This window comes from Azospirillum brasilense (assembly GCF_007827815.1).
Lineage (GTDB): Bacteria > Pseudomonadota > Alphaproteobacteria > Azospirillales > Azospirillaceae > Azospirillum > Azospirillum brasilense_C.
Window position 1 is genome coordinate 197,287 of record NZ_VITH01000011.1, and the last position, 25,644, is coordinate 222,930.

Annotated in this window: 25 protein-coding genes and 1 riboswitch; of the genes, 13 read left to right on the plus strand and 12 right to left on the minus strand. The window is 69.0% G+C overall.

Annotated features, from left to right (window positions below):
• The first annotated feature begins 145 nt into the window (after positions 1 to 145).
• The 4 genes from thrC (at position 146) to FBZ83_RS22400 (ending at position 3,767) form a co-directional block, all read left to right on the plus strand.
• Positions 146 to 1,558 (plus strand): threonine synthase, encoded by a 1,413-nt coding sequence (gene thrC / locus FBZ83_RS22385; protein ID WP_145688968.1) that lies wholly within the window; start codon positions 146 to 148, stop codon positions 1,556 to 1,558.
• Positions 1,555 to 2,811 carry a M16 family metallopeptidase gene (locus FBZ83_RS22390; protein ID WP_145688969.1) on the plus strand — a complete coding sequence of 419 codons (1,257 nt, stop codon included), beginning with the start codon at positions 1,555 to 1,557 and terminating at the stop codon, positions 2,809 to 2,811. The genes thrC and FBZ83_RS22390 overlap by 4 nt, the downstream gene beginning before the upstream one ends.
• A 27-nt stretch (positions 2,812 to 2,838) precedes the next feature.
• A complete protein-coding gene (locus FBZ83_RS22395; protein ID WP_145688970.1) occupies positions 2,839 to 3,429 on the plus strand; it encodes a GNAT family N-acetyltransferase in 591 nt (196 codons plus the stop codon).
• 119 nt (positions 3,430 to 3,548) lie between these two features.
• Complete coding sequence (locus FBZ83_RS22400) at positions 3,549 to 3,767, plus strand: hypothetical protein (protein ID WP_145688971.1); 219 nt, start codon at positions 3,549 to 3,551, stop codon at positions 3,765 to 3,767.
• Positions 3,768 to 3,839: 72 nt separating this feature from the next.
• Here the strand turns inward: FBZ83_RS22400 and FBZ83_RS22405 are convergent, their stop codons facing one another.
• Positions 3,840 to 4,415, minus strand: coding sequence for a YqgE/AlgH family protein (locus FBZ83_RS22405; RefSeq protein WP_145678502.1), 576 nt, complete (start codon positions 4,413 to 4,415; stop codon positions 3,840 to 3,842).
• A gap of 158 nt (positions 4,416 to 4,573) precedes the next feature.
• On the opposite strand from FBZ83_RS22405, the gene FBZ83_RS22410 reads away from it, so the two are divergent.
• Both FBZ83_RS22410 and FBZ83_RS22415 read left to right on the plus strand, forming a co-directional pair.
• Positions 4,574 to 6,658 (plus strand): protein-disulfide reductase DsbD family protein, encoded by a 2,085-nt coding sequence (locus FBZ83_RS22410; RefSeq protein ID WP_145688972.1) that lies wholly within the window; start codon positions 4,574 to 4,576, stop codon positions 6,656 to 6,658.
• Positions 6,659 to 6,686: 28 nt separating this feature from the next.
• The gene (locus FBZ83_RS22415; RefSeq protein WP_145688973.1) at positions 6,687 to 7,169 is read left to right on the plus strand and encodes a peroxiredoxin; all 483 of its coding nucleotides are present in this window, start codon (positions 6,687 to 6,689) and stop codon (positions 7,167 to 7,169) included.
• 160 nt (positions 7,170 to 7,329) lie between these two features.
• On the opposite strand, the gene FBZ83_RS22420 is transcribed toward FBZ83_RS22415, so the two are convergent.
• From FBZ83_RS22420 to ispH, 5 genes are all read right to left on the minus strand, one after another.
• Positions 7,330 to 8,928, minus strand: a complete 1,599-nt coding sequence (locus tag FBZ83_RS22420; protein ID WP_145688974.1) for an AMP-binding protein — start codon at positions 8,926 to 8,928, stop codon at positions 7,330 to 7,332.
• Between the two features lie 110 nt (positions 8,929 to 9,038).
• Positions 9,039 to 9,530, minus strand: a complete 492-nt coding sequence (gene rnhA / locus FBZ83_RS22425) for a ribonuclease HI (RefSeq protein ID WP_145688975.1) — start codon at positions 9,528 to 9,530, stop codon at positions 9,039 to 9,041.
• Positions 9,531 to 9,534: 4 nt separating this feature from the next.
• Positions 9,535 to 10,518, minus strand: a complete 984-nt coding sequence (locus tag FBZ83_RS22430) for a homoserine kinase (RefSeq protein ID WP_145688976.1) — start codon at positions 10,516 to 10,518, stop codon at positions 9,535 to 9,537.
• Positions 10,519 to 10,583: 65 nt separating this feature from the next.
• The gene (locus tag FBZ83_RS22435; protein ID WP_145688977.1) at positions 10,584 to 11,156 is read right to left on the minus strand and encodes a Uma2 family endonuclease; all 573 of its coding nucleotides are present in this window, start codon (positions 11,154 to 11,156) and stop codon (positions 10,584 to 10,586) included.
• Positions 11,157 to 11,205: 49 nt separating this feature from the next.
• Positions 11,206 to 12,186 carry a 4-hydroxy-3-methylbut-2-enyl diphosphate reductase gene (gene ispH / locus FBZ83_RS22440; RefSeq protein WP_145688978.1) on the minus strand — a complete coding sequence of 327 codons (981 nt, stop codon included), beginning with the start codon at positions 12,184 to 12,186 and terminating at the stop codon, positions 11,206 to 11,208.
• A 274-nt stretch (positions 12,187 to 12,460) separates the two neighbouring features.
• Here ispH and FBZ83_RS22445 point away from each other — a divergent pair, with 274 nt between their 5' ends.
• On the plus strand, positions 12,461 to 12,907 hold the full coding sequence (locus tag FBZ83_RS22445) for a hypothetical protein (protein ID WP_236778097.1): 447 nt from the start codon (positions 12,461 to 12,463) through the stop codon (positions 12,905 to 12,907).
• A gap of 135 nt (positions 12,908 to 13,042) precedes the next feature.
• Here FBZ83_RS22445 and FBZ83_RS22450 read toward each other — a convergent pair whose 3' ends face one another.
• Positions 13,043 to 13,870, minus strand: a complete 828-nt coding sequence (locus FBZ83_RS22450) for a hypothetical protein (protein ID WP_145688980.1) — start codon at positions 13,868 to 13,870, stop codon at positions 13,043 to 13,045.
• A gap of 301 nt (positions 13,871 to 14,171) precedes the next feature.
• Here FBZ83_RS22450 and FBZ83_RS22455 point away from each other — a divergent pair, with 301 nt between their 5' ends.
• The 5 genes from FBZ83_RS22455 to gcvPB all read left to right on the plus strand — a co-directional run bounded on the left by FBZ83_RS22455 (position 14,172) and on the right by gcvPB (position 19,192).
• Complete coding sequence (locus tag FBZ83_RS22455; RefSeq protein ID WP_145688981.1) at positions 14,172 to 14,417, plus strand: CDGSH iron-sulfur domain-containing protein; 246 nt, start codon at positions 14,172 to 14,174, stop codon at positions 14,415 to 14,417.
• Positions 14,418 to 14,489: 72 nt separating this feature from the next.
• Positions 14,490 to 14,589, plus strand: a riboswitch (glycine riboswitch).
• A 175-nt stretch (positions 14,590 to 14,764) separates the two neighbouring features.
• Positions 14,765 to 15,877: a glycine cleavage system aminomethyltransferase GcvT gene (gene gcvT, locus FBZ83_RS22460; RefSeq protein ID WP_145688982.1), complete on the plus strand. Its 1,113-nt coding sequence runs from the start codon at positions 14,765 to 14,767 to the stop codon at positions 15,875 to 15,877.
• 33 nt (positions 15,878 to 15,910) lie between these two features.
• The gene (gene gcvH, locus FBZ83_RS22465; protein ID WP_038527146.1) at positions 15,911 to 16,285 is read left to right on the plus strand and encodes a glycine cleavage system protein GcvH; all 375 of its coding nucleotides are present in this window, start codon (positions 15,911 to 15,913) and stop codon (positions 16,283 to 16,285) included.
• 1 nt (position 16,286) lies between these two features.
• The gene (gcvPA, locus tag FBZ83_RS22470) at positions 16,287 to 17,627 is read left to right on the plus strand and encodes an aminomethyl-transferring glycine dehydrogenase subunit GcvPA (protein WP_145688983.1); all 1,341 of its coding nucleotides are present in this window, start codon (positions 16,287 to 16,289) and stop codon (positions 17,625 to 17,627) included.
• Entirely contained in the window at positions 17,627 to 19,192 is a 1,566-nt protein-coding gene (gene gcvPB / locus FBZ83_RS22475; protein ID WP_145688984.1) for an aminomethyl-transferring glycine dehydrogenase subunit GcvPB, read from the plus strand. Before gcvPA ends, gcvPB begins: the two co-directional genes overlap by 1 nt.
• A gap of 125 nt (positions 19,193 to 19,317) precedes the next feature.
• On the opposite strand, the gene FBZ83_RS22480 is transcribed toward gcvPB, so the two are convergent.
• From FBZ83_RS22480 to efp, 5 genes are all read right to left on the minus strand, one after another.
• On the minus strand, positions 19,318 to 20,637 hold the full coding sequence (locus FBZ83_RS22480) for a peptidoglycan -binding protein (protein WP_145688985.1): 1,320 nt from the start codon (positions 20,635 to 20,637) through the stop codon (positions 19,318 to 19,320).
• 59 nt (positions 20,638 to 20,696) lie between these two features.
• Positions 20,697 to 21,836: a flagellar motor protein MotA gene (locus tag FBZ83_RS22485; RefSeq protein WP_432612498.1), complete on the minus strand. Its 1,140-nt coding sequence runs from the start codon at positions 21,834 to 21,836 to the stop codon at positions 20,697 to 20,699.
• A 100-nt stretch (positions 21,837 to 21,936) separates the two neighbouring features.
• Positions 21,937 to 22,707 (minus strand): OmpA family protein, encoded by a 771-nt coding sequence (locus tag FBZ83_RS32390; RefSeq protein WP_145688987.1) that lies wholly within the window; start codon positions 22,705 to 22,707, stop codon positions 21,937 to 21,939.
• A gap of 179 nt (positions 22,708 to 22,886) precedes the next feature.
• Positions 22,887 to 23,741, minus strand: a complete 855-nt coding sequence (locus FBZ83_RS22495; RefSeq protein ID WP_014240822.1) for an inositol monophosphatase family protein — start codon at positions 23,739 to 23,741, stop codon at positions 22,887 to 22,889.
• A 91-nt stretch (positions 23,742 to 23,832) separates the two neighbouring features.
• The gene (efp, locus tag FBZ83_RS22500; protein WP_014240821.1) at positions 23,833 to 24,399 is read right to left on the minus strand and encodes an elongation factor P; all 567 of its coding nucleotides are present in this window, start codon (positions 24,397 to 24,399) and stop codon (positions 23,833 to 23,835) included.
• Between the two features lie 167 nt (positions 24,400 to 24,566).
• Here efp and epmA point away from each other — a divergent pair, with 167 nt between their 5' ends.
• Positions 24,567 to 25,619, plus strand: a complete 1,053-nt coding sequence (gene epmA / locus FBZ83_RS22505) for an EF-P lysine aminoacylase EpmA (RefSeq protein ID WP_145688988.1) — start codon at positions 24,567 to 24,569, stop codon at positions 25,617 to 25,619.
• Positions 25,620 to 25,644 lie beyond the last annotated feature (25 nt).

Sequence of the window (25,644 nt, forward strand, 5' to 3'; positions counted from 1 at the left end):
CCGGGGTGGGAGAGGGACGGTGGAATGCAACGCACCCGGAACCCGCCGCTTGCGCCGCGTGTGGGAGGGCGCTAACTATGCCCGTTCCACAAGAGTCGCCGGCCCGCCACAGCGTCGGCCACCTTCAGGCGTCGGAGAGTGTGCGTTGAAGTACGTCAGCACGCGGGGCCAGGCCCCGGTCCTGGGTTTCGAGGAAGTCCTTCTGGCCGGTCTCGCGCGTGACGGCGGCCTCTATGTCCCGGAAAGCTGGCCGCAGTTCTCGGCCGACGAGATCCGCGCGATGCGCGGCCTTCCCTACAGCGAGATCGCCGTGCGCGTCATGCTGCCCTTCCTGGGCGGCGCCATCGCCGAGGACGACTTCCGCGCCATCGTGAAGGACGCCTACGCCAGCTTCGACCACGCCGCGGTGGTGCCGCTGGTGCAGCTCGACCAGCGCATCTGGGTGATGGAGCTGTTCCACGGCCCCACGCTGGCCTTCAAGGATGTGGCGCTGCAACTGCTCGGCCGCCTGTTCGACCATGTGCTGGCCAAGCGCGGCGAGCGGGTGACCATCGTCGGCGCCACCTCGGGAGACACCGGTTCCGCCGCCATCGAGGCGTGCCGCGATCGCCAGAACGTGGACATCTTCATCCTGCACCCGAAGGGCCGCACGTCGGAGGTGCAGCGCCGCCAGATGACCAGCGTCCTGTCGGACAACGTGCACAACATCGCGCTGCACGGCACCTTCGACGACTGCCAGGATCTGGTGAAGGCGCTGTTCAACGACATGGCCTTCCGCGACAAGATGGGCCTGTCGGCGGTGAACTCGATCAACTGGGCGCGCATCATGGCCCAGATCGTCTATTACTTCGCCGCCGCGGTGGCGCTGGGCGCGCCCGACCGCAAGGTGGCCTTCACCGTGCCCACCGGCAATTTCGGCAACGTCTACGCCGCCTACGGCGCGCGGGCGATGGGCCTGCCGGTGGAGCGGCTGGTCGTGGGCTCCAACACCAACGACATCCTGGCCCGCTTTTTTGCCAGCGGCACCATGTCGGCGGCTCCGGTCGTGCCCACATTGAGTCCCAGCATGGACATCCAGATCTCCTCCAACTTCGAGCGGCTGCTGTTCGACCTGCTGGGCCGCGACGGCGCCGCCGTGCAGGCCGCCATGGAGCGGTTCCGTGCGGAGGGCAAATTCGCCGTCACCGACGAGCAACTGGCCGAGGCGCACGGCATCTTCACGGCCAATCGCGCGGATGATGCGCTGACCATGGACATCATCAAGGACGTCTGGAAAAAGACCGGCGGCTATCAGGTCGATCCGCACACCGCCGTCGGCATCCATTCCGCCATGGTGGCGCCGGTCGATCCGTCGGTGCCGGTGGTCGTGATGGCGACCGCGCATCCCGCCAAGTTCCCCGACGCCGTGGAGACGGCCACGGGCCGGCGCCCGGTCCTGCCGCCGCGCCTCGCCGACCTCTACGAGCGGGAGGAGCGGCTGTCGGAGCTGCCCAACGACGTGGCGGCGGTCCAGGAGTTCGTCGTCGCCCGCGCCCGCGCCGCCAAGGAGGCCGCATGAGCATCCGCGTGACCACGCTGCCGAACGGGCTGCGCGTCGCCACCGACACGATGCCCGGCGTGCAGTCGGTCTCGCTCGGCTGCTGGGTCGGGGTCGGCACGCGCAACGAGTCCGCGAACGTCAACGGCGTGGCGCATCTCGTCGAGCACATGCTGTTCAAGGGCACCGAGCGGCGCTCCGCCTTCCGCATCTCCGAGGAGATCGAGAATGTCGGCGGCCAGCTCAACGCCTACACGACGCGCGAGCAGACGGCCTATTACGCCAAGGTCCTGCACGAGGACACGGCGCTGGCGCTCGACCTCATCGCCGACATGCTCCAGAACTCCGTCCTCGACAGCGAGGAGCTGGTGCGGGAGCGCACGGTGGTGCTTCAGGAGATCGGCCAGTCCGCCGACACTCCCGACGACATCATCTTCGACCATTTCCAGTCGACCGCCTATCCGGGGCAGGCGCTGGGGCGTCCCGTCCTGGGGTCGTCGGAAATCGTCGGCGCCCTGTCGCGGCCGGCGCTGGTCGATTACATCGACGGCCATTACGGCGCGCCGGGCATCGTCCTGGCCGCCGCCGGGCGGCTGGAGCACGACCGGCTGGTCGACATGGCCCTGTCGGCCTTCGACGGGCTGTCCTCCCGCCCGGCGCCGGAATCCGAGGACGCGCGCTACGCCGGGGGCGACTTCCGCGAGGCGCGGGACCTGGAGCAGATGCACCTCGTGCTGGGCTTCGACGGGGTGGGGGTGCACGACCCGGACTATTACGCCCATTCGGTGATGTCGACGCTGCTCGGCGGCGGCATGTCCTCCCGCCTCTTCCAGGAGGTGCGGGAGAAGCGCGGGCTGGTCTATTCCATCTACACCTTCTCCGGCGCCTACCGCGACGGCGGGCTGTTCGGCGTCTACGCCGGCACCGGCGAGGACGAGGTGGCAGAGCTGGTCCCGGTCGTCTGCGACGAGCTGATGCGGGTGACCGAGGACGTGACCGAGGAGGAGGTGGCGCGCGCCGCCGCCCAGCTCCGCGCCGGGACGCTGATGGCCCTGGAAAGCTCCATGTCGCGCTGCGAGCAGCTCGGCCAGCAGCTTCTGGTCTATGGGCGTCCCGTGCCGGTGGAGGAGATCGTCGAGAAGATCGGGGCGGTCGACCGCGAGTCCATCGTCCGCGTCGCCCGGCGCCTGCGCGAAAGCCGCCCCACCGTGGCGGCACTCGGCCCGATCGGACGGCTTGAGGAGTATGACCGCATCGCCGCGCGGTTCCGGTAAGGGACGCGCCAGGGTGGGAGGGGCAGCATGATCCGCCTGCTCGGCGGTGGTCTCATCAGCCCGCCGGCGGTCCGGCTCGACGGGCCGGTCTGCTACATCCGCCCGCCGCTGCCGCGGGACTGGCGGGAATGGGCCGACCTGCGGGCGGACTCCCGCGCTTTCCTGACCCCCTGGGAGCCGACCTGGCCGGCGGACGCGCTGACCCGCGCCGCCTTCGGGCGGCGGCTGCGGCGGCAGGCCCAGGAGTGGCGCGACGACCAGGGCTACAGCTTCCTCGTCTACGACCGCGCGACCGACCGGCTGGTCGGCGGGCTGGGGCTGACCAACCTGCGGCGTGGCGTGGCCCAGATGGCGACGCTCGGCTACTGGGTCGGGCAGCCCTACGCGCGCAACGGCTACATGTCCGGCGCGACCCGGCTGGTGCTGGATTTCGCCTTCGGGCAATTGGGGCTGCACCGGGTCGAGGCGGCCTGCCTGCCGACCAACGCGCCAAGCCGCGGCCTGCTGGAAAAGGTCGGCTTCACCCACGAAGGCTACGCGCGCGGCTATCTGCGCATCGACGGGGTGTGGCGGGATCATGTCCTCTACGCCATCCTGCGCGAGGAGTGGCAGGGATAACCCCTCCGGTCGGGGTGCCCGACTCCGGAATCCCAAGGGTTTGTCCCGGGCGGCTTAACCCATGGTTAAGGGAGCGGGCGCAGGCTGACGGCATGTCCTTCGCATCGCATGAGGCGGATATGTCGTCGAACCCCACCTATCCGAACGCCACTTGGACGAAAGAGGATTCCCTCACCTACGCCGTCGAACTGGACGGGCGCCGCGTCGATCTGCGCTATGAGGCGTCGGGTTTCCAGAGCGGCTGGGCGGTCTACGCCGGTGACGAGCTGGTCGAGCGGTGCAGCGAGCTCATGCAGGCCCGCGGCCTCGCCCTGGCGATCGCCAGCAAGGCCCCGTAACCGCGTTTTGACGTGAGGTCCCGCCGCTTGTTGCGCGGCGGGTTTGTTCCCCCTGGTGCGGAGCGGACGCCGTCAGGCGTGCCCGGCCTCCGCCGACAGCATGGACAGGCTGACGCCGAGCTTGGCGATCGAGCGCTCCCACTTGGTGTCCAGTTCGGGATCGAACAGCAGGGTCTCGTCGCAGGGCACGTTCAGCCAGCCGTTCGCCTGGATTTCCGCGTCCAATTGTCCCGGCCCCCAGCCGGCGTAGCCGAGCAGCAGGATGTTGCGGCGCGGTCCACGGTCCTCGGAAATCGCGCGCAGGATGTCGATGGTCGCGGTCAGCGCCACCTCGTCGTCCACCACCAGCGTGCCGTCCCGCACGTAATCGGTCGAATGCAGGACGAATCCGCGCCCGGACTCCACGGGACCGCCATAATGGACAGGCATGTTGGCGACCGGCTCCTGGATTTCGATCTCCAGCTGCTCCAGCAAATCCTCGAAGGTGACCGACCCGAACAGGCGATTGACAACGAGGCCCATGGCGCCGTCTTCGTTGTGGGCGCACATATAGATCACGGTCCGCTGGAAACGCGGGTCCGTCATGCCCGGCATGGCGATCAGCAACTGGCCGGTCAGATAGTCCGAGGACTTGGTCAGGTGCGGCATGGGCGCTATCCTTAGTGTCGGGGGACGGGCGGACCGTTTGGCGGCCGCCCGAAGCCGTCTTCGCCCGAGTGTGACAGCACGGGCCAAGCTTTGTCATCCATATACAGCCGCGGCCGATGGGCGGCCCGCTGCGTCTTGATATGAGAACAGTCGGTGCGATGAAAAGGTTTGTTCCGTTCCTGCTCGCCATCCTGGCCTTGGCCGCACCCGGAATGGGGAGGGCGGAGACCGGCTCCTGGGTCAAGTCCGGCCCGGTGGAGGCGCGGCTTATCGCATCGGTCCAGGGGGTGGGCGACCTCGCCAAAATCCCCCTGGGGCTGGAGGTCCGGCTGGAGCCGGGCTGGAAGACCTACTGGCGCACCCCGGGCGACGCCGGATTCGCGCCGCGTCTGGACTGGTCGGAGTCGCGGAACCTCACGGCGACGGAGCTGATCTACCCGGCCCCGCACCGCTTCACCGTGCTTGGCTTCGAGACGGCGGGCTACGACGCGGAGGTGCTGTTCCCCATCGCCGCCACACCGGCGGAGCCCGGCAAGCCGCTCGATCTCGCGTTGAAGGCGGAGTTGCTGGTCTGCTCGACCATCTGCGTGCCGGAGATGGTGGCGCTGTCCCTGTCCATCCCCGAGGGTCCGGCGACGCCGGGGCCGTCGGCCAACGACATCGCCCGCGCCCAATCCCTGGTGCCCGGTGATGGGCGGGCGTCCGGCCTGACGGTCACGGCGGTGCGCGGCCGGGGCGCCGTGCTGGAGATCGAGGTCACCGCCCGCGAGCCGATGGTCGCCCCCGACGTGTTCGTGGAGACCGACCCGCCGGTGACCTTCTCCGCGCCCAAGAGCCAGTTCCTCGACGGCGACCGGCGCGCGATCCTGCGGATGGACGCGACTGACCCGACGCCCGGCCTGGACCTCGCCGGACGGGTGATGACGCTGACGGTGGTGGACGGCAACCGGTCGGTGGAGGCTCCGGCGACCGCCGCTTCCGGTCTTGACGGCGCGACGGGGGCGGCTCCGACAGGGCTGCTGGCCATGCTGGGCGTTGCCCTGCTGGGCGGGCTGATCCTGAATCTGATGCCCTGCGTGCTGCCGGTGCTGTCGTTGAAGCTGCTGTCCATCGTCCAGCACGGTGGACGGGCGCCCGCGGCGGTGCGCGCCGGCTTCCTCGCCTCGGCGGCGGGCATCCTGACCTCCTTCCTGATCCTTGCCGGGGCGCTGGTCGCGGTGAAGGCGGCGGGCGGTGCGGTGGGCTGGGGCATCCAATTCCAGCAGCCGCTGTTCCTCGTCTTTATGGTCGTGCTGGTGACGCTGTTCGCCGCCAACCTGTGGGGTCTGTTCGAGCTTCCGCTGCCGCGCGCCGTGGCCGACCGGCTGGGCGGGCCGGAGGGGCAGGGGCTGGGAGGGCAGTTCGCGACGGGTGCCTTCGCCACGCTGCTCGCCACGCCCTGCTCCGCGCCATTCCTTGGGACGGCGGTGGGCTTCGCGCTGTCGCGCGGGGCGCCGGAGGTGTTCGCCATCTTCGCCGCGCTCGGCGTCGGGCTGGCGCTGCCCTATCTGTTGATCGCCGCCTTCCCGCGGGCCGCGCGGCTGCTGCCGCGCCCGGGGCGCTGGATGGTGGCGTTGCGCCGGGTGCTGGGCGGGGCGCTGGCCCTGACCGCGCTGTGGCTGCTGTCGGTGCTGGTCGTCCAGGTCGGCGAGGTGCCGGCGCTGGCCGTCGCCGTGCTGATGGGCGGTCTGGTCGCCGCGCTGTGGCTGGGCCGCCGGCTGGCGGAGACGGCGCGCTGGGCCGGGGCGGCGCTGGCCGGGCTGCTGGCCCTGGTGGCCTTCGCCGTTCCCGCCGTCTTCGGCCCCTCCGCCGGGGCGGCTCCGGTGGCCGAAAGCACGGCGGCGCGCTGGACCGTCTTCGACGAGGCCGCGATCCGCGAGCAGGTGGCCGCCGGGCGCACCGTCTTCGTGGACGTCACCGCCGACTGGTGCATCACCTGTCAGGCGAACAAGAAGCTGGTGCTGAACCGCGGCGCCGTCGCGCAGCGACTGGAGGACGCCGGGGCGGTGACCGCCATGCGCGCCGACTGGACCCGCCCGGACGAGGCCATCGCCCGCTACCTTGCCCGACACGGCCGCTATGGCATTCCCTTCAACATCGTCTATGGTCCGGGGGCTCCGGAGGGCATCGCGCTTCCGGAACTGCTGACCGAAGGGGCCGTCCTCGACGCGCTCGACCGGGCGTCCGGCAGGATCAAAAGCTGAAACACAAAAAATTGGGAGTTCAGGAGACATGACCATTCAAGTGGGCGACGCCATCCCGTCCGTCACGCTGAAGCATCTGACCGACAACGGGATGCAGGACATCACCACCGACGCGCTGTTCAAGGGCAAGACGGTTGTGCTGTTCTCCGTGCCGGGCGCCTTCACCCCGACCTGCTCCGCCAAGCACCTGCCGGGCTTCGTCCAGAAGGCCGAAGACCTGAAGGCCAAGGGGGTGGACGACATCGTCTGCCTCGCCGTCAACGATCCCTTCGTGATGCGCGCCTGGGGCGAGAAGAGCGGAGTCGGTGGCAAGGTCACCATGCTGCCGGACGGCAACGCCGCTCTGACCCAGGCGCTGGGCCTGACGATGGACGGCACGGGCTACGGCCTCGGCCTGCGCGGCCAGCGCTTCGCCCTGGTCGCCAAGGACGGCAAGGTCACCCACCTCGCCGTGGAGAAGCCCGGCCAGTTCGAGGTGTCCTCGGCCGAAGCGGTGCTGGGCGCCCTGTAAGGGGGCAGAGCAACCCAGGGCGCCATTACAAACCCTCTCCCCTCTGGGGAGAGGGTGGCCCGAAGGGCCGGTGAGGGGGTTGCGCTTGTGCCGGACGGTCCGCCACGCGCAACCCCCTCACCCTGACCCTCTCCCCAGAGGGGAGAGGGGATTTGAGGCCTCACCCCGCCTTCGTGCGGTCCCAGGTGGTGTCGGCCACGCCGCGTTCCCGCAGCTTCGCCTTCTGTACTTTGGCGGTCGGCGTCTTGGGGAAGGCGTCCACGATGTCGATGTAGCGGGGCTGGGCGTAGCGCGGCAGTTCGCGCTCGGCGTAGGCCGCCACGGACTCCGGCGTCAGGGCGGCGCCCGGTGCGGCGACCAGCGCGACCATGATCTCGTCCTCGGCGCCCGGAATGCCCGCCGGCACGGCGTAGGCGGCGACCTCCGCCACCCCCTCCAGCCGCGACAGCACCGTCTCCACCTCGTAGGACGAGACGTTCTCGCCGCGGCGGCGGATGCAGTCCTTGATGCGGTCGACGAAGGTGACGTAGCCCTCCGCGTCCATCACCGCGGCGTCGCCGGTGTGGAACCACAGGTTCCGCCATGCCTCCACCGTCTTGTCGGGCATCCGGTGATAGCCGGAGAGGAAGCCGAAGGCGGCCTTCGGGCGCACCATGACCTCGCCGACCTGACCGCGCGGCACGGGGATGTCGGTCTGCGGGTCGCGGATCTCCACCTCGAAGTAACGGTCGTAGACCTTGCCGCAGGTGCCGGGGCGCGGCTTGCCCATCTCGGCGTAGAGTGGGATGTTCACCTCGGTCATGCCGTAGAGGCTGATGACGTCGCGGACGCCGAACCGCTCGCGCAGCACCCGTTCGGTGTCCGCCGGGTTGGGGGCGGCGCCGACGAGGCGCAAGGGGTGGTCGCGGTCGTCGGGGCGCGGCGGCTGGGCGACCACGAAGGCGGTGACGGCGCCCAGCGAGTTGGTCACCGTGCAGCCGTGGCGCCGGATGTCGTCCAGCCAGGACGACGCGCTGAACCGCTCGCGCAGCACCGCCGACCCGCCGGAGATCATCGCGGCGTAGAGCTGCATGTAGAGCCCGTTGGCGTGGAACAGCGGCAGGCAGATGTAGAAGCGGTCCTCGTCGGTCAGCGCGAAGTTGTCGATGGAGCCCAGCCCGAACAGGAAGCCGTGGCCGTGCGGCATCAGCACGCCCTTTGACAGGCCGGTGGTGCCCGACGTGTACATGATGCAGGCGTCGTCACCGGCGCGGGGCAGGGGGCCGTCGTAGGGGGCGGCGTCGCGCCAGCCCTCCAGCGCGGTGTGCGGCGATCCCGCCGCCGCACCGGGCACCACCAGTCCGCGCAGGGCGGTCAGGCGCGGGGCGATGTCGGTGATGCGGTCGGCCAGAGCGGCGTCGACCACCGCCAGGGCGGCCCCGGCGTTCTCAAGCTGGTGCTCCAGGAAGCCGCCCTTCAGCTCGGTGTTCAGCGCGACCATGACGGCGCCCAGCCGCCCCAGCCCCAGCCACACGCGCACGAAGTCCAGCCCGTTCGGCAGCATCACCGCCACCGTGTCGCCCGGCTTCACACCCAGCCCGGTGAAGAAGCCGGCCACGCGGCCCGCCTGCTCCTGCGCCTCGGCGTAGGTGAGGGAGCCGCCGTTGTTCTCCTTGCCGGCGATCATCGTGACGAAGGTCTTGCCGCCGCGTTCGGCGGCCTGATGGGCCAGCACCTCGGGCAGCACCCAGCGGGCTTCGTTCCGCAAATGCGGATACATCTCGGTCTCCTCCCAACGATCTTTCGTCGTTCGTTATCGGAGGGAGCCTAGCGGGACGGCGGGGCCGCCGTCCACAAACCCTTGAGGATGGTCACCGTTCGCTGGACGGGTCAGCCCCGCCCGGCCTGCCGGACGTCGGCGACGCCCTGGCGGGCCAGCGCGTCGGCCCGCTCGTTCTCCGGATGGCCGGCGTGGCCGCGGACCCAGTGGAACTCGATCCGGTGCTGCCGCTTCGCCTCGTCCAGGCGCCGCCACAAATCCTCGTTCTTCACCGGCTTCTTGTCGGCGGTCTTCCAGCCACGGGCCTTCCAGCCGTGAATCCACTGGGTGATGCCGTTCTTCACATACTCGCTGTCGGTGTAGAGCCGCACCTCCATGGGCCGCTTCAGCGCTTCCAGCGCCTGGATGGCGGCCATCAGCTCCATGCGGTTGTTGGTGGTGGCCGGCTCGCCGCCGTACAGCTCCTTCTCCACCCCGTTGTAGCGCAGGATGGCGCCCCAGCCGCCGGGGCCGGGGTTGCCGCTGCAGGCGCCGTCGGTGAAGATGTCGACGACCTTCGGCGCGCTCTTGTCACCGTCGGTGCCGGTTCCGGTATCCGTCATGGCGTCAGACCTGATAGCTGCCGCCGTCGTCGAGCGCGTAGTCGCCGAGCCCGCGGACGGTCTGGTGGAAGCGCAGTTTGCGCAGATATTCCAGCGGGTCCTTCGGGCGCACGAAGGCACCCGGCGGATGGTTCAGCCAGTCGTAGAGGCGCGTCAACAGGAAGCGCAGGGCGCTGCCGCGGCACAGCCAGGGCAGGGCGGCCAGCTCCGCCGGCGACAGGGGGCGGACCTTCTGGTAGCTGGTCAGCAGCATCCGCGCCTTGGTGGCGTTGAACGATCCATCGACCTCGAAGCACCAGGCGTTCATGCAGATCGCGATGTCGTAGGCCAGGAAGTCGTTGCAGGCGAAGTAGAAGTCGATCAGGCCGGACAGCCCGTCGCCGCGGAAGAACACGTTGTCGGGGAACAGGTCGGCGTGGATGACCCCGGACGGCAGGCCGGCGGGCCAGTTGGCCTCCAGCGCGGCCAGTTCCGCCTCCAGCGTCGCGCGCAGGTCGCGGGCGACCTCGTCGGCGCGCGGCGCGCATTTTCCGGCCAAATCCTTCCAGCCGTCCAGCGAGAGGGCGTTGGGGCGCTCCATCCGGAAATCGGCGACGGCCAGATGCAGGCGGGCCAGCGCCGTCCCGAGCTCCGCGCAATGGTGCGGCGTGATGCGGCGCGGCCACATGCCGGCCAGGAAGGTGACGATCACCGCCGGACGCCCGGCCAGCTCGCGCAGGGACTGCCCATCCATGCCCTGGACCGGCAGCGGGCAGGCAATGCCCTTGTCGGCGAGATGCTCCATCAGGCCCAGGAAGAAGGGGAGGTCCTCCCGCCGGGTGCGCTTCTCGTAGAGCGTCAGGATGTAGGGGCCGCGCTCCGTCACCAGGAGGAAGTTGGAATTCTCCACCCCCTCCGCAATGCCCTTGCAGGACAGGACGGCGCCCAGATCGTACTGGGCGATGAAAGCGTTCAGCTCGTCGTCGGTGACTTCGGTGTATACGGCCATGCCAGCGCCTTACCGGGATTCGGGGCGCCGGTCAATGCTGCCGCAACCGTTCACCCCTGGGCCGCTCACAGCGCTATGCCGTCGTAAAGCGCCGCCAGGGGAAGCTCCGCCCCGATGGAGGCCAGCGGCAGCGTGGCGTCCTCGGTGAAATCCTCGACGATCCAGCGCCGTCCGTCGCGGCGCCAGAGCTGCGCCCGGACGGCGCGGCTGTCCAGCAGCAGCACCTCCTGCAGCGAAGGGATCTGCATGTAGTCGGGCACCTTGGTGCCGCGGTCGTGGCTGGCCGTGCTGTCGGACAGGATCTCGACCACCAGCACCGGATTCGGTGTCGAGCGCTGGCCGGGCTGGTGGGGCGAGCAGGTGACGGCGATGTCGGCCTCGTAAAAGCGGTCGGCGCGGTCGTCGCGTTCGATGGTCGTTTCCGTCAAGACTCGACAGGGTGGGCGGAGGCGCATGCCGATAGCGATGATGATCGCCGCCGTCAGCCGGCTGTGCGCCTGGGAGCACGCGTTCATCGCCCTCGGCTGCCCGCCGACCAGCTCGTAGCGCGTGTCCGGCTCCTGCCGGTCGGCCCAGGCGAGAAACTCGTCGATGTCCATCTTCTGGATGGCCGGCTTCTGGATGGCGGGCGCGCCCATGAACGTCTCCTTCGCGCTGGCCGGTCCCTGGATTATGCGGGTCTTTGCATTATGCGTCTGCCGGGACCGGACGGGAAGGGGCGCCGCCGTCCAGAAGCGGCTTCGGCAGCTTGAAGGTGATGTCCTCGAAGGCGGTGCGCAGCTCTTCCACCGTCACGGCATAGCGGGCGCGGGCGGCCTCCATGACCTCCTCCACCAGCACTTCGGGGGCCGACGCTCCGGCGGTGATGCCCAGCGTGGCGACTCCGTCCAGCGCCGACCAGTCGATGTCCGCTGCGCGCTGGACCAGCTGGGCGCGCTGGCAGCCGTGAATCTTCGCCACCTCGACCAGCCGCTTGGAGTTGGAGGAGTTCGGGGCGCCCAGCACCAGCAGGGCGTCCACCTTCGGCGCGATGGCCTTCACCGCCTGCTGGCGGTTGGTGGTGGCATAGCAGATGTCCTCCTTCTTCGGCCCGCCGATGGACGGGAAGCGGGCCTGGAGGGCGGCGACGATGCTCGCCGTCTCGTCCACCGACAGGGTGGTCTGGGTGGCGTAGGCGAGGTTCTCCGGGTCGTCCACCTGGACCATCGCCACGTCCTCCACCGTCTCAACCAGCACCACGGCGCCCTGGGGCAACTGGCCCATGGTGCCGATCACCTCCGGATGGCCGGCGTGGCCGATCAGCACGATCTGGCGCCCCTCGTTGAAGTGGCGCTCGGCCTCGCGGTGCACCTTGCTGACCAGCGGGCAGGTGGCGTCGAGATAGAACAGGCCGCGCTGCTCCGCCGCCGCCGGGACCGACTTCGGCACGCCGTGGGCGGAGAAGACCACCGGCACGCCGTCGGGCACCTGATCCAGCTCGTCGACGAAGATGGCGCCCTTGGCCTCCAGGCTCTGCACCACGAATCGGTTGTGGACGATCTCGTGCCGGACATAGACGGGGGCGCCGAACCGCTCCAGCGCCACCTCCACGATCTGGATCGCGCGGTCCACGCCGGCGCAGAAGCCACGGGGGGCCGCGAGCAGGATGGTCAGGGGCGTCTGGGTCATGCGCGTCGTTCCGGTGTCTCGAAAAAGGGGTGTAGGGGTTCGTTCGTCGCAGCGGCGGCGTGGCCTTGTGCCGGCCCCACCGCTTCTCTAAAGTCGTGGCAGAACACACCCTTCCAACCGTTAGGCCAGACCGATGGACCGCCGCCGCGACCGTAATATAGGAACCCCCGCCCGGAAAAGCCCGCGGGCGCTTGCATTTGCGAGTCTGGGTGTTCTGGCGCTCACCGGCTGCTCCGGACTCGGGGGCGGCACCAACGCGCCGGCGGATGCGGCCTTGGCCTGCCCGAAGGTGTCCATCGTCCGCGATCTGGCGGAGGTCACCCAGTTCCGCAACGGCGGCGGGCGCGACCTGACGGACGTGACCTCCCGCGCGGCTCTGGCCGACTATTCCGGCAACTGCGACTACACCAGCGACGGCGTCACGGTGAACGTGAACGTCTTCCTGATCGCGGAGCGCGGGCCGGCCATGCAGGGCAACACGGCGAATTACCGCTATTTCGTCGCCGTCGCCAAGCCGGGCGAGGAGGCGCCGACCACCAAGACGGAGTTCGACACCTCCGTGACCTTTGATGCCGGCAAGCTCCGCTCCGGCAGCCGCGAGGAACTGGCCCCGAAGATTCCGCTGCCCAAGGACGCCAACGGCAAGGATTGGAAGATTTTCCTAGGATTCCAGTTGACGCCGGAGCAGTTGGCCTTCAATCGGGCGCAGATGAAGCAGTAACGCCGGAAGGATGATAGGCAACGCCCGCGCCGAGTCGGGCGTTGCCTGTCTTACTCAATTCAAATGTATTCTGCCTTGTGCGGTTGACGAATCCGGCTTTGCCGGCTAAGGCTTGGCTACTGTATCGTTGTACTTTTAGCCCAACAGGGACGCGACCAGAAACGTTGCGTTCTTGTTTCCATAGAACGTGGTCGCGGCGTTGCTGTTGACGGCATACATTTCGACGTAATCGGTGCTGCCATTCAGATAGAGAATGTCTTCGACCGCTGCTGTATGACCGGTTTGCATGGAAGCGGACGCGCCCCAATATGCCCCACCTAATCCGTTTTTATAAATCATGACGCCATAATTGTGTCCGGAGGCAATCGCCACATTTGTTTGTGCGCGGATACAGTAATAACCGGAAACAGACGGTTTAAACCATTTGTTGGCTGTATCGAATTCATTGCCAACATTGAAGTCGATAGTGGAAAGATTGACTTTGGTCCAAGTGTTGGCTGCGACGCCGGTCTGGTCGGTGCCGCCTAAATGCGCGCGGCAGTACACCTTGGGGTTCTCGTGCATCTGGTCGAACAGGGCGCGTTCATCCGCGATGGCTTCGTTGCTGATGGTTTCGGTTGTGCTGTCCAGGAACACACGCGTGACGGGAAGCTTGCCGCTCGGAATGGCCGGCGGCGTCAGGCTGTTGGCGGTGCCGACCACGATGCCTGCCGCACCCGTCATTCGGTCCACCACCACGCGGTCGATGCGGAAGCCCGAGCCCGGCGGCGTGAAGGGACCGACGACCTGCGCGTTCACCTCAGTCAGGGTGGTGCCGTTCAGCAGGTGGCCGGGGTCGAGCGTGATGGTCAGATTGGGCGATACCTGGGCATGCGGGGCGAAGGGGCCCACGATGCGCTGGGCGACGGCCCAGTTGGCGGCGCTCTGGGACAGGTCGGTGGGGTTGAAGGTCTGGACGGACATGGAATGCTCCTTGGAGGATTTGGTGGCGCGGCGAGGGGCGGTTCGGCAGGGATCTCGTTGCGGACGAATGAAGGACTATCATCCTATTAATTGATAATAAAGACTATAATCCACTAAGTATCAGATTAAATTCCTTGACGCGCCGCGCGTGCGGCGGGTTCCTCCCTTGTCCGATTCGCTTAGAGGTGGCTGGCAGATGGCGGAAGCGATGCGGAGCGAAGGACGCTTGCGTTGTGTCTCGGGTCGGTTAGCCTTCGATGACGCGAACGAGGATCAGCCGTCGAAGAAAAGGGGAAGGCACATGCCCAGCGCACCGGTCGCCGCGACCAAGGAACCCATCGTCATCGAGCTGGAAGCCGGCAAGACCTATTGGTGGTGCCGCTGCGGGCGCAGCGCCAAGCAGCCGCTGTGCGACGGCAGCCACGCCGGCACTGGGCTGGAGCCGATGAAGTTCGCCCCCGCCACCTCCATGAAGGCGCGCTTCTGCGGCTGCAAGGCGACCAAGAAACCGCCTTTCTGCGACGGCAGCCATCTGGACCTGAAGTGAGCGTCGCCGGGACCCCAGCGAACCCCGATTGACATTCGCAAAGGTCCCGGTAGGTTAAGCGGCACAAGCCGACGATCCCTCGCGGGAGAGATCACTGGCCGGTTCACCGGACAGTGGCGCCGAAGGAGCAACCGCCCCGGAAACTCTCAGGCAAAAGGACCGCAAGGGGGATAAGGCAACTCTGGAAAGCAGCCCGGTCCGCGCACAGCGGATGACGGCTCACCGAAGGAGTAAACCGGTTGTCGAGGGTTGGACCCCGCCGGTGAATCTCTCAGGTCCAGGACAGAGGGGGCAGGACTCGCGCCAATCCCGGCGCGGGTTGTGCGACCCTATGTCGGAGGACCCGCGTGACCGAGGCTTCTGAGTCCCTCAAGACAACGCCGCTGCACAGCCTCCATCTGGAGCTGAAGGGCAAGATGGTGCCCTTCGCCGGCTACGACATGCCGGTGCAGTACCCGCTCGGCATCCTCAAGGAACACCAGCACACCCGCGCCAAGGCCGGGCTGTTCGACGTGTCGCACATGGGGCAGGTGCGCCTGACCGGCGAGGACCCGGCCGCCGCCCTGGAGTCGCTGGTTCCCGGCGACATCAAGGGGCTGGCCCGTGGGCGCATGCGCTACACGCTGTTTCTGAACGAGCAGGGCGGCATCCTGGATGACCTGATGGTCACCAACGCCGGCGATCACCTGTTCCTGGTCGTCAACGCCGCCCGCAAGGACCATGACGTCGCCCACATGCGCGAGCGGCTGAAGGGCAAGGCCGAGGTGGAACTGCTGGACGACCTCGCTTTGATGGCCCTGCAGGGGCCGGAGGCCGCGGCGGTGCTCGGGCGTTTCATCCCCGAAGCGGCCACCATGAAATTCATGAGCTACCTGCCGGCCACCTTCGACGGCATCCCGGTCATCGTCACCCGCTCCGGCTACACGGGCGAGGACGGCTACGAGATCTCCTGCGACACATCCGACGCCGAGACCATTGCCCGCGCCCTGCTGGCCGAGGACGAGGTCGAGGCCATCGGGCTGGGTGCCCGCGACTCGCTGCGGCTGGAGGCCGGCCTCTGCCTCTATGGCCACGACATCGACGAGACGACGACGCCGGTCGAAGCCGGGCTGGAATGGGCGCTGTCCAAGCGCCGCCGGGAGGAGGGCGGCTTTCCCGGCTACGCCATCATCAAGGACCAGCTCGCCAACGGCGCCCCGCGCCGCCGCGTCGGCATTCAGCCGGATGGCCGCCAGCCGGCCCGCGAGCACACCGACGTCTGCGACGCGGATGGGAAGAAGATCGGGGAGGTGACCAGTGGCGGCTTCGGCCCCACCGCCTCCGCCCCGGTCGCCATGGGCTATGTGGACCGCGCGCACGCCGCCGTGGGCACGCCGGTCCAGCTCATGGTCCGCGGCAAGCCGCTGGCCGCCAAGGTCGCCGCCATGCCCTTCGTGCCGCAGCGCTACTACCGCGGCTGAGAATTAGAAAACCGTTTCGAACAGGGGACAACCATGACCATCAAGTACACCAAGGACCATGAGTGGGTCCGCGTCGAGGGCGATGTCGGCACCGTCGGCGTCAGCGATCACGCCCAGCATCAGCTCGGCGACGTCGTGTTCGTCGAGCTGCCGGACGTCGGCCGCCAGCTCGCCCAGGGCAAGGAGGCCGCCGTCGTGGAGTCGGTGAAGGCCGCCAGCGACGTGTTCGCCCCGGTCTCCGGCGAGGTGATTGAGGCCAACGCCGATCTGGAGAACGACCCGTCGCTGGTCAACGCTGGGGCCGAGACCACCGGCTGGTTCTTCAAGCTGCGCCTCAGCAACCCGGCGGAGCTGGACGGGCTGATGGACGAAGCCGCCTACAAGGCTTTCGTGGAAGGGCAAGCCTGAGATGCGTTACCTGCCCCTGACCGAGGCCGACCGGCGCTCCATGCTGGAGGCCATCGGCGTGCCGTCGGTGGACGAGCTGTTCCGCGACGTGCCCGAGGCGGCCCGCCTCTCCGGCCCGATCAAGGGGCTGTCCAACCATATGGGCGAGCTTGAGGTCGACCGCGCCCTGTCGGCGATGGCGGGGAAGAACCTGCCCGCCGGCAGCGTGCCGAGCTTCCTCGGCGCCGGTGCCTACCGTCACCACATTCCGGCGACGGTGGACCATCTGGTGCAGCGCGGCGAGTTCCTGACCGCCTACACCCCGTACCAGCCGGAGGTGAGCCAGGGCACGCTGCAGGTCCTGTTCGAGTTCCAGACCCAGGTCTCGCTGTTGACCGGCATGGACGTCGCCAACGCCTCCATGTACGACGGCGCCACCGCCTGCGCGGAAGCCGTCATGATGGCCAACCGCGTCACCCGCCGGAAGAGGGCCGTGCTGTCCGGCGGCCTGCACCCGCATTACCGCGACACGACGACGACCGACGCCCGCTTCATCGGCTTCGAGACGGTGGTGATGCCGCCGGCCCCAACGGGCGGCGAGGACCTGCTGGCCGAGGTCGACGGCGACACCTCCTGCGTCGTCGTGCAGAATCCGGACGTGTTCGGCCATGTTCGCGACTACACGGAGCTGGGCAGGGCCTGCCAGGCCAAGGGCGCTCTACTGATCGTCGTGGTGACGGAGGCCGTGTCGCTCGGCCTGCTGACCCCGCCGGGCGAGATGGGCGCCGACATCGTGGCGGCGGAAGGCCAGTCGCTGGGCAACGCGCTGAATTTCGGCGGCCCCTATGTCGGGCTGTTCGCGGTGAAGGAGAAGCTGGTCCGCCAGATGCCGGGCCGCCTCTGCGGCCAGACGGTGGACGCCGACGGGCGGCGCGGCTTCGTGCTGACGCTCTCCACCCGCGAGCAGCACATCCGTCGCGAGAAGGCGACCTCGAACATCTGCACCAACTCCGGCCTGTGCGCGCTGGCCTTCTCCATCCACCTCAGCCTGCTCGGGGAGGAGGGCTTCACCCGGCTCGCCGAGATCAACCACGCCAAGGCCGTTCAACTGGCCGACAAGCTGGCTGGGGTGAAGGGTGTCGAGATCGTCAACGGCAGCTTCTTCAACGAATTCACGGTGAAGCTGCCGAAGCCGGCCGCGGAGGTCGTGGAGGCGCTGGCGCAACGCGGCATCCTGGGCGGCGTTCCGGTCTCCCGCCTGTTTGGCGGCGGGCTCGACGACCTGCTGATCGTGGCCGCCACCGAGACCAACACCGAGTCCGACATGGACGCCTTCGCCACCGCCCTCGCCGAGGTTCTGTGATGAGCATGAACAACCAGGGTCGCCCGACCGGCATCCAGAACACCGACAGCGCCGTCCCGGAGACCGTCACCGGCAACCGCGGCCTGCAGATCGAGGAGCCGCTGATCTTCGAACAGGACAGCGCCGGGCGTTGCGGCGTGGACCTGCCGGAGGTCCCCACGGTGGGCTCGCGCCTGGGGGCGGTGAAGCCGCGCGGCCGGATCGGCCTGCCGGGCCTCGCCGAGCCGCAGGTGGTCCGCCACTACACCCGCCTGTCGCAGAAGAACTACGCCATCGACAGCGGCCTGTACCCGCTCGGCTCCTGCACAATGAAGCACAACCCGCGCCTGAACGAGAAGATGGCACGGTTGCCGGGCTTCGCCGACGTGCACCCGCTCCAGCCCGAAAGCACGGTGCAGGGTGCCTTGGAACTGATGGCGGAGCTAGGCCGCTGGCTCGCCACGCTGACCGGCATGGCAGCGGTGACGCTGGCCCCGGCGGCGGGCGCGCACGGCGAGATGTGCGGCATCATGGCGATCCGCTCCGCCCACGACGCCAAGGGCGATAAGGGCCGCACCAAGATCCTCGTCCCGGAAAGCGCCCACGGCACCAACCCGGCGACCGCCGCCGCCTGCGGCTACGCCGTCGAGGCGATCCCGGCGACCGAGGACGGGCGCGTCGATCTGGAGGCGTTGAAGGCCAAGCTCGGCCCCGACGTCGCCGGTCTGATGCTGACCAACCCGAACACCTGCGGCCTGTTCGAGCGCGACATCATCACCATCGCCGAGGCGGTGCACGCGGCGGGCGCCTATTTCTACTGCGACGGCGCCAACTTCAACGCCATCGTCGGGCGGGTGCGTCCGGCCGACCTCGGCATCGACGTGATGCACATCAACCTGCACAAGACCTTCTCCACGCCGCATGGCGGCGGCGGTCCGGGCTCCGGCCCGGTGGTCTTCGCGGAGTCGCTGGCCCCCTTCGTCCCGGTGCCCTACGTGGTGCAGGACAAGGACGGCGCCTTCCGTCTGGTGGAGCAGGCCGGCGACGGCCCGGCCTTCGGGCGGATGAAGGCGTTCCACGGCCAGATGGGCATGTTCGTCCGCGCGCTCGCCTACATGATGAGCCACGGTGCCGACGGGCTGCGGCAGGTGGCCAACGACGCGGTGCTGAACGCGAACTACCTGCTGGCCCGCCTGCAGGACGTGATGACGCCCTCCTTCGACGGGCCGTGCATGCACGAATGCCTGTTCGACGACCGCTTCCTGAAGGGGACGGGGGTGACCACGCTCGACATCGCCAAGGCGCTGATCGACGAGGGCTTCCACCCGATGACCATGTACTTCCCGCTGGTCGTGCACGGCGCCCTGCTGATCGAGCCGACCGAGACCGAGTCGAAGGCCAGCCTGGACCAGTTCGTTACGGCGTTGCGCGCCCTGGCGGAGCGGGCCAAGTCCGGCGACGTGGCCTATTTCCAGGGTGCTCCGCGCCTGACCCCGCGCCGCCGCCTGGACGAGACCGCCGCGGCGCGCAAGCCGGTGCTGCGGTGGACGCCGGCGGTGGAGCCGGAGACGGTCGCGGCGGAGTAGGGCTTTGCCCCCTCCCTAACCCTCCCCCGCTCCGCAGGGGAGGGGATTAAGCTCCCTCTCCTGCGCAGCGGGGGAGGGAAGGGGCCCACGGCACAGCCGTGGGAAGGGTGGGGGCAACGCGACCCTCACCGCTGATCCAGCTTCACCTCGATCCGCCGGTTCCGCGCCAGCGCCTCGTCGCTGGTGCCGAGGTCGAGCGGCTGATACTCGCCGAAGCCGGCGGCGGCCAGACGGTCCGCCGGAATCCCCTGGTCGATCAAATACTTCACCACCGAGATCGCGCGCGCCGCCGACAGCTCCCAGTTCGAGGCGAACTGGATGCGCACCGGGCGCGAGTCGGTGTGGCCGTCCACCCGCAGCACCCAATTGATGTCCGGCGGAATCGTCCGGCCGATGTCGATCAGCGTGCGCGCCAGCTCCGCCAAACGCTGCTTGCCGGCTTCCTCCAGAGTCGCCGAGCCGGAGGGGAACAGCAGCTCCGACTGGAAGACGAAGCGGTCGCCGACGATGCGCACGTCGGGCCGGTTGCCCAGCGCCTCGCGCACCCGCCCGAAGAATTCCGAGCGGTAGCGGGCGAGGTCCTGCACCTTGGCGGCCAGCGCCTGGTTCAGCCGTGAGCCGAGTTCGGCGATCTGGACCTGCTGCTCCTCCGCCTTCTTCTCCGAAATCTCCAGCGCGGCGCCGATGCGGGCGAGTTGCTCGCGCAGGGCGGCCATCTGCCGGTTCAGCAGGTCGACCTGCTCGTTCGCCTTGCCGGTCGCGCCCTGCTCGGTGGACAGGGAAGCCATCAACTCGGTGATTCGGATGTCGCGCTTCTCGATGTCCTTCTGCGCGAGCATCGTCTTCTCGTCGGCGCTGGCGAGCCGCGTTTCCAGCGCCTTGGAGCGGTCGCGCTCCCCGCCCAGCTCGGTCAGCAGGGCCCGGCGCTGCTCCTCGGTCAGGCGCTGCTGGGCGGCGGCGGCGGCCAGCTCGCCCTCCAGCTTGGTCCGGGCCTCGCGCAGCGCCTTCAGGTCGGCCTGGAGGCTTGCGGCCTCGGCCAGCTTCAGCTCGATGGTCTCCTTGTCGGCGCGGATCGTGCGCTGCAACTCCTCCGCCGCGCGGGCGGCGTGGTCGAGGTCGCCCTGCAGCGTGGCGATGCGGTCGGTCATGGTGTCCCGCGCCGCGACGGAGCCCTGAAGCTCCGCCGAGAGCTGGGCGACGTTGATGCGCAGGTCGGCGTTGGCGTCCCGCTCCAGCGCCAGCAGGTCGTTCAGCTCCGCCACCTTGCGGTTCAGGCTGCCGAGCTGCTCGTCACGCCCGGTCAGGGCGGTCGCCATGTAGAACTGGGCGACGACGAAGATCATCAGCAGGAAGATGACCACCATGACGAGGGACGACAGCGCGTCCACCCATCCGGGCCATGCGCTGGCCTCGCGGTGGCCGTTGCGGCGGCTGATGCTGGGCATGGCGGGGTGTCCCTCCGGCGATTGAAACCCCTCTCCCGCCGCGGAAGAGGGGAGACAGGTCAGCGCTGTTCCGATTCCTCGGCCAGGGCGGCGATGGTGCGGGCCAGCAGCTTGATCTCGCTGCGGATCTCCTGCACCCCCTGGACCCGGCCGGTGGACGACTCCTCGACCAAGCGGGCGAGGTAGATGTCCATGTTGCGCAGATGCTGGCGCGAAGCGTCGTCGAACCCGCCGATGGCCGCGTCGGACAGCCGGTCGAGCAGCCCCTTCATCTCAAGCTGGCTCTCGCCCAGCCGCAGGAGGAGCTGCTGTTCGGCGCGCATCTGGTCGGTCAGCGTGCTCAGCCGTTCGGTCAAAGCCATCAGATTGGCGTTGGCCGAGCGGCGGCCCTCCTCGGCGGTGGCGACGGTGCGCTGGAGCGAGTCGAGGTTCTCCGCCGTTTGCTCCAGAAGCGCCGTCAGATAGGCCGGCATCGACTGGTCGCCGGTCTCCAGGCTGCCGCCGGCCCCGCTGGAGAGGCGGGTGGCGCCGGACAGCCAGTCCTCGACGTCCTGGAAGAAGCGGTTGTGCGCCTGGCTGGCCTGAAGCTCCAGGAAGCCCAGCACCAGCGAGCCCGCGAGACCGAACAGCGAGGAGCTGAAGGCCGTGCCCATGCCGGTCAGCGGCGCCTCCAGCCCGTGCTGGAGGTTGCTGAACATCGCCCCGACGTCGCCGCCCTGCACCGACAGCCCGCCGATGACCGAGCCGACCGACTGCACGGTGTGCAGCAGGCCCCAGAAGGTGCCGAGCAGGCCGAGGAAGATCAGCAGGCCGATCAGGTAGCGCGACAGCTCCCGCGACTCGTCCAGCCGAGACGCGATGCCGTCGAGCAGCGAGCGCATCGACAGCGCCGACAGGGTCAGCCGGCCGCGCCGTTCCCGCAGCATACGCGCCATCGGGGCGAGCAGCACCGGTTCCGGCGCGGCGACGGCCGGGTTGCCGGACTGGAAATGCTCCAGCCACGCCACTTCGGGCCGCAGCATCAGCACTTGGCGGAAGATGAACAGGATGCCGGCGAGCAGCGTGCCCAGGATCAGCCCGTTCAGCGCCGGGTTGTTCATGAAGGCGGCGCGCAGGGCCGGGAACAGCAAGGCCGTCACGCTTCCCACGACCACCAGGAAGAGGATCATCCGTGTCAGGAAGCGCTCCGGGCGCGTCATCGGGGAAGGCTCCTCAAGAGGGTGGGACGACGGGGCGATGGCGGCCATGGGCACTCTCGTCCAGGGGAAGGGGCAGGCGGTACCGGTTACAGAGAGCGGCTCACTGGTTCAGGAACTCCACGTCCAGCCGGTCCGGCGCGCCGCTGGCCGCCTCCATGCCCATGGCGCGGATGTCGACGCGGGTGCTGGCGATGCCGGCGGTCCCCAGTCGCTCACGGACGGCCAGCGCGCGGGCCAGCGACAGCTGACGCGCCTCGCGCGCCGTATCGGGCGTGCCGCTGGCGTAGGAGCGGATCTGCAGGCGAAGCTGCGGGTTGGCGGTCATGCGCTCGGCGATGGCGTCGAGCCGCGCCTGGGCCGGATCGGGCAGCGTGGTGGCCGCGCCGTCGAACAGGACGGTCAGCGGCTCCATCCGGGGCAGGGCGGGCGCCGTGGGCGCCTTCGGAGTCGGCGGCGGCAGGGCCGCGGTCTGCGTCCGGTCGGGCGGCGGGAAAGCCGCCGGCCGGTTGGAGGGCGGGACCGGCGGCGCGCCTTCCGGCATGGCCGGCGCCGCCGGGCTGGGTCCGACCGAAATCTGCGGCAGGTCCGGCGCGGTCATCAGCGTCGGTGCCCGGAAGACCGGCGGGGCCGGCGGGGCCGGCGGCGGGAAGATGTCCGGCCGCGGCGGGATTGGCAGCGGCTGGGCGTTCTCCAGCGTCAGCCCGCCCGCGTTGGCGGTTGCGGTCTGGGGCGGGGCGGCGCTGGTCGGGGGCGGCGGGGCGCCGGGCGAGGAGCAGGCGGCCACGGTCAGCGACAGCGCCACGGCCGCGGCGGTGGGGAGGACGCGCAGGGGTACCGGCCGCCCGGCGGGGGCGTTTGGAGAACCGCTCATGCGTCCGACAATCCTCATGGTGACCAGCGCGTTGTTCCCAATGACACGGAAAAGCGTTGGTACCATAGCCCTTCGATCGGCGTAGGGACAACGCCCTTTGGACCGCGCGGCGCGTTTCCCCACCAAAGCGCGGCCCTTGCTACCCCAACGTCATGAAGGGCTTATGGCTCGGCCGGAGGTCAGCCCTGACCGGCGTCCGCCGCACCGGCCGTGCCGGCGGGGGCTGAGCGCACCTTGCGTTCCGTGGCACCGCGCAGGATCTTGGCGATCGGCAGATGGAAGTGGGCGTTGGCCGCCAGGATCGTGCCGCCGAACACCGGGTTGCGCCCGCCGCCGATCTCGCCGACGAAGCCACCGGCCTCGGTGACCAGAAGCTGGCCGGCCGCGGCGTCCCAGGGGGCGAGACCGCGCTCCCAATAGCCGTCGTAGCGGCCCGCCGCGACGTAGGCGAGGTCGAGCGAGGCGGCGCCGAAGCGGCGGATGCCCGCGACTTCCTTCATCAGGGCCTCGGCCTCCACCAGGAAGCCGGCATGGTCGCCGCGGCCCTTGAAGGGGATGCCGGTGGCGATCACCGCGTCGGCAAGATTGCGGCGCTCCGACACGCGCAGGCGCTGGTGGTTGAGGAAGGCGCCCTGGCCCTTCTCGGCCCAGAACATCTGGTCATGCACCGGCTCGTACACGACGCCGGCGACGATCTCGCCGTTCTTCTCCGCGGCGATGGAGATCGCCCAATGCGGGATGCCGTGCAGGAAGTTGGTGGTGCCGTCCAGCGGATCGACGATCCAGCGGGCGGTCGGGTCGCTGCCCTTGCTGGCGCCCGTCTCCTCCATCAGGAAGCCGAAATCCGGGCGGGCCTTCTGCAGCTCTTCGCGCAGCAGCTTTTCCGCCTTCATGTCGGCGGCGGACACGAAGTCCGCCGGGCCCTTGCGCGACACCTGGAGGTGCTCGACCTCGCCGAAGTCGCGGACAAGGCCGCGGGCCGCCTTTTCGGCGGCGCGGACCATCACGTTGATAAGGGCGGAGCGGGTGGCCATGGGCGTGCTTTATCTCGTGCGGAACCGGAAAAAGAATACACCGGCCCCTGCCTTAAGCGAGAGCCGGTGCGCAGAAAATCAGCCGGGACGGTCAGTCCTTGGCGCGCTCGACATACTCGCCGGTCTGGGTGTCGACGACGACGCGGGTGCCCGACTCGATGTGCGGCGGGACCAGGATCGACACGCCGTTCTCCAGCTTCGCCGGCTTGTAGGAGGAGGAGGCCGTCTGGCCCTTCACCACCGGGTCGGCCTCGGTGATCTGCAGCGTGACCTTGCCGGGAATTTCGACGCCGAGCGGCGCGCCTTCGAAGGACTGCACGGTGACTTCCATGCCGTCCTGCAGGAACACCTTCTGGTCGCCGATGATCTCGCCGGGGATGGCGGTCTGCTCGTAGCTTTCCTTGTCCATGAAGGTGTAGCTGTCGCCTTCGGCGAACAGGAAGGTCATCTCGTGCTCGTCCAGGCGGGCGCGCTCGACCGTCTCCTGGGTGCGGAAGCGCTCGATCGACTTGTTGCCGGTGCGCACATCCTTCATTTCAAGCTGGATGAAGGCGCCGCCCTTGCCGGGCTGGACGATGGCGGTCTTCGTGATGACCCAGAGCTTCCCGTTATGCTCCAGCACATGGCCGGGACGCATCGTGTTGGCGTTGACCTTCATGACATACTCGTGATTTCCAGGAGACAGGCGGCGCGGAACCTAGCAGCTTGCCGGGCCGGTGGCAACGCCGGGCGGGGCTCAATCGGCGTTCCGTGCCTTCTTTGTCCATTTTCGCCGCCGTTGCCACTCTGCTAAGCAGCACCATTACCCCGTCAGTGAAGGCCATCATGTCCCCCGTCACGCCGTCCTGGGCTCCCGAGACCTTCGCCCGCCGCCGCCCCCATCTGGCCGTGCGCGGCCGCGTGCTGGGCGCCGTCCGCCGCTTCTTCGAGGAGAACGCCTTCCTGGAGGTGGACACCCCGGCGCTGCAGGTTTCGCCGGGGATGGAGCCGCATCTCCAGGCCTTCGCGACGGAGCTGGTCGGGCCGCATCCCGACGACCGGCTGCGGCTGCACCTGCACACCAGCCCCGAATTCGCCATGAAGAAGCTGCTGGTGGCCGGGCTGCCGCGCATCTACCAGATCGCCCACGTCTTCCGGAACGGCGAGCGGTCGGCCACCCACGCGCCGGAATTCTCCATGCTCGAATGGTACCGGGCGGGGGAGGGCTACCGCACGCTGATCCGCGACTGCGAGGATCTGGTGCGCGAGGCCGCCGTCGCCGCGGGGCGGACGCGATTCGACTTCCGCAGCATGACCTGCGACCCCTTCAAGGAGTGGCGGGTGCTGACCGTGCAGGACGCCTTCCGCGAGTATGCGGGGATCGACCTGCTGGAAACCTTCGACGGCAGCCACGATCCCGACCCGGCCCCGCTGGCCGCCATGGCGCGGGCCATCGGCATCGCCCCGCACGATGGCGACCGCTGGGAGGACATCGTCTTCCGCATCATGTTCGACCGGATCGAGCCGCATCTGGGCGCGGGCGTTCCCTGCGTGCTGACCGACTATCCGGTCTGCATGGCCGCCCTGTCGCGCCCCAAGCCCGAGGACCCGCGGCTGGCCGAGCGGTTCGAGCTGTACGCCTGCGGCCTGGAGCTCGCCAACGCCTTCGGCGAGCTGACCGACGCCCGCGCCCAGCGCGCCCGCTTCGAGGCCGACATGGATTTGAAGGAGCGCATCTACGGCGACCGCTTCCCGGTGGACGAGGATTTCCTCGCCGCACTGGAGCACGGGATGCCGGAGTGCAGCGGCATCGCGCTCGGCTTCGACCGGCTGGTCATGCTGTGCAGCGGGGCGGAGCGCATCGACGAGGTGCTGTGGCTGCCGGTGGCGGGGGCCTGACCCCAACCCGCCACCGGTGCCGGCG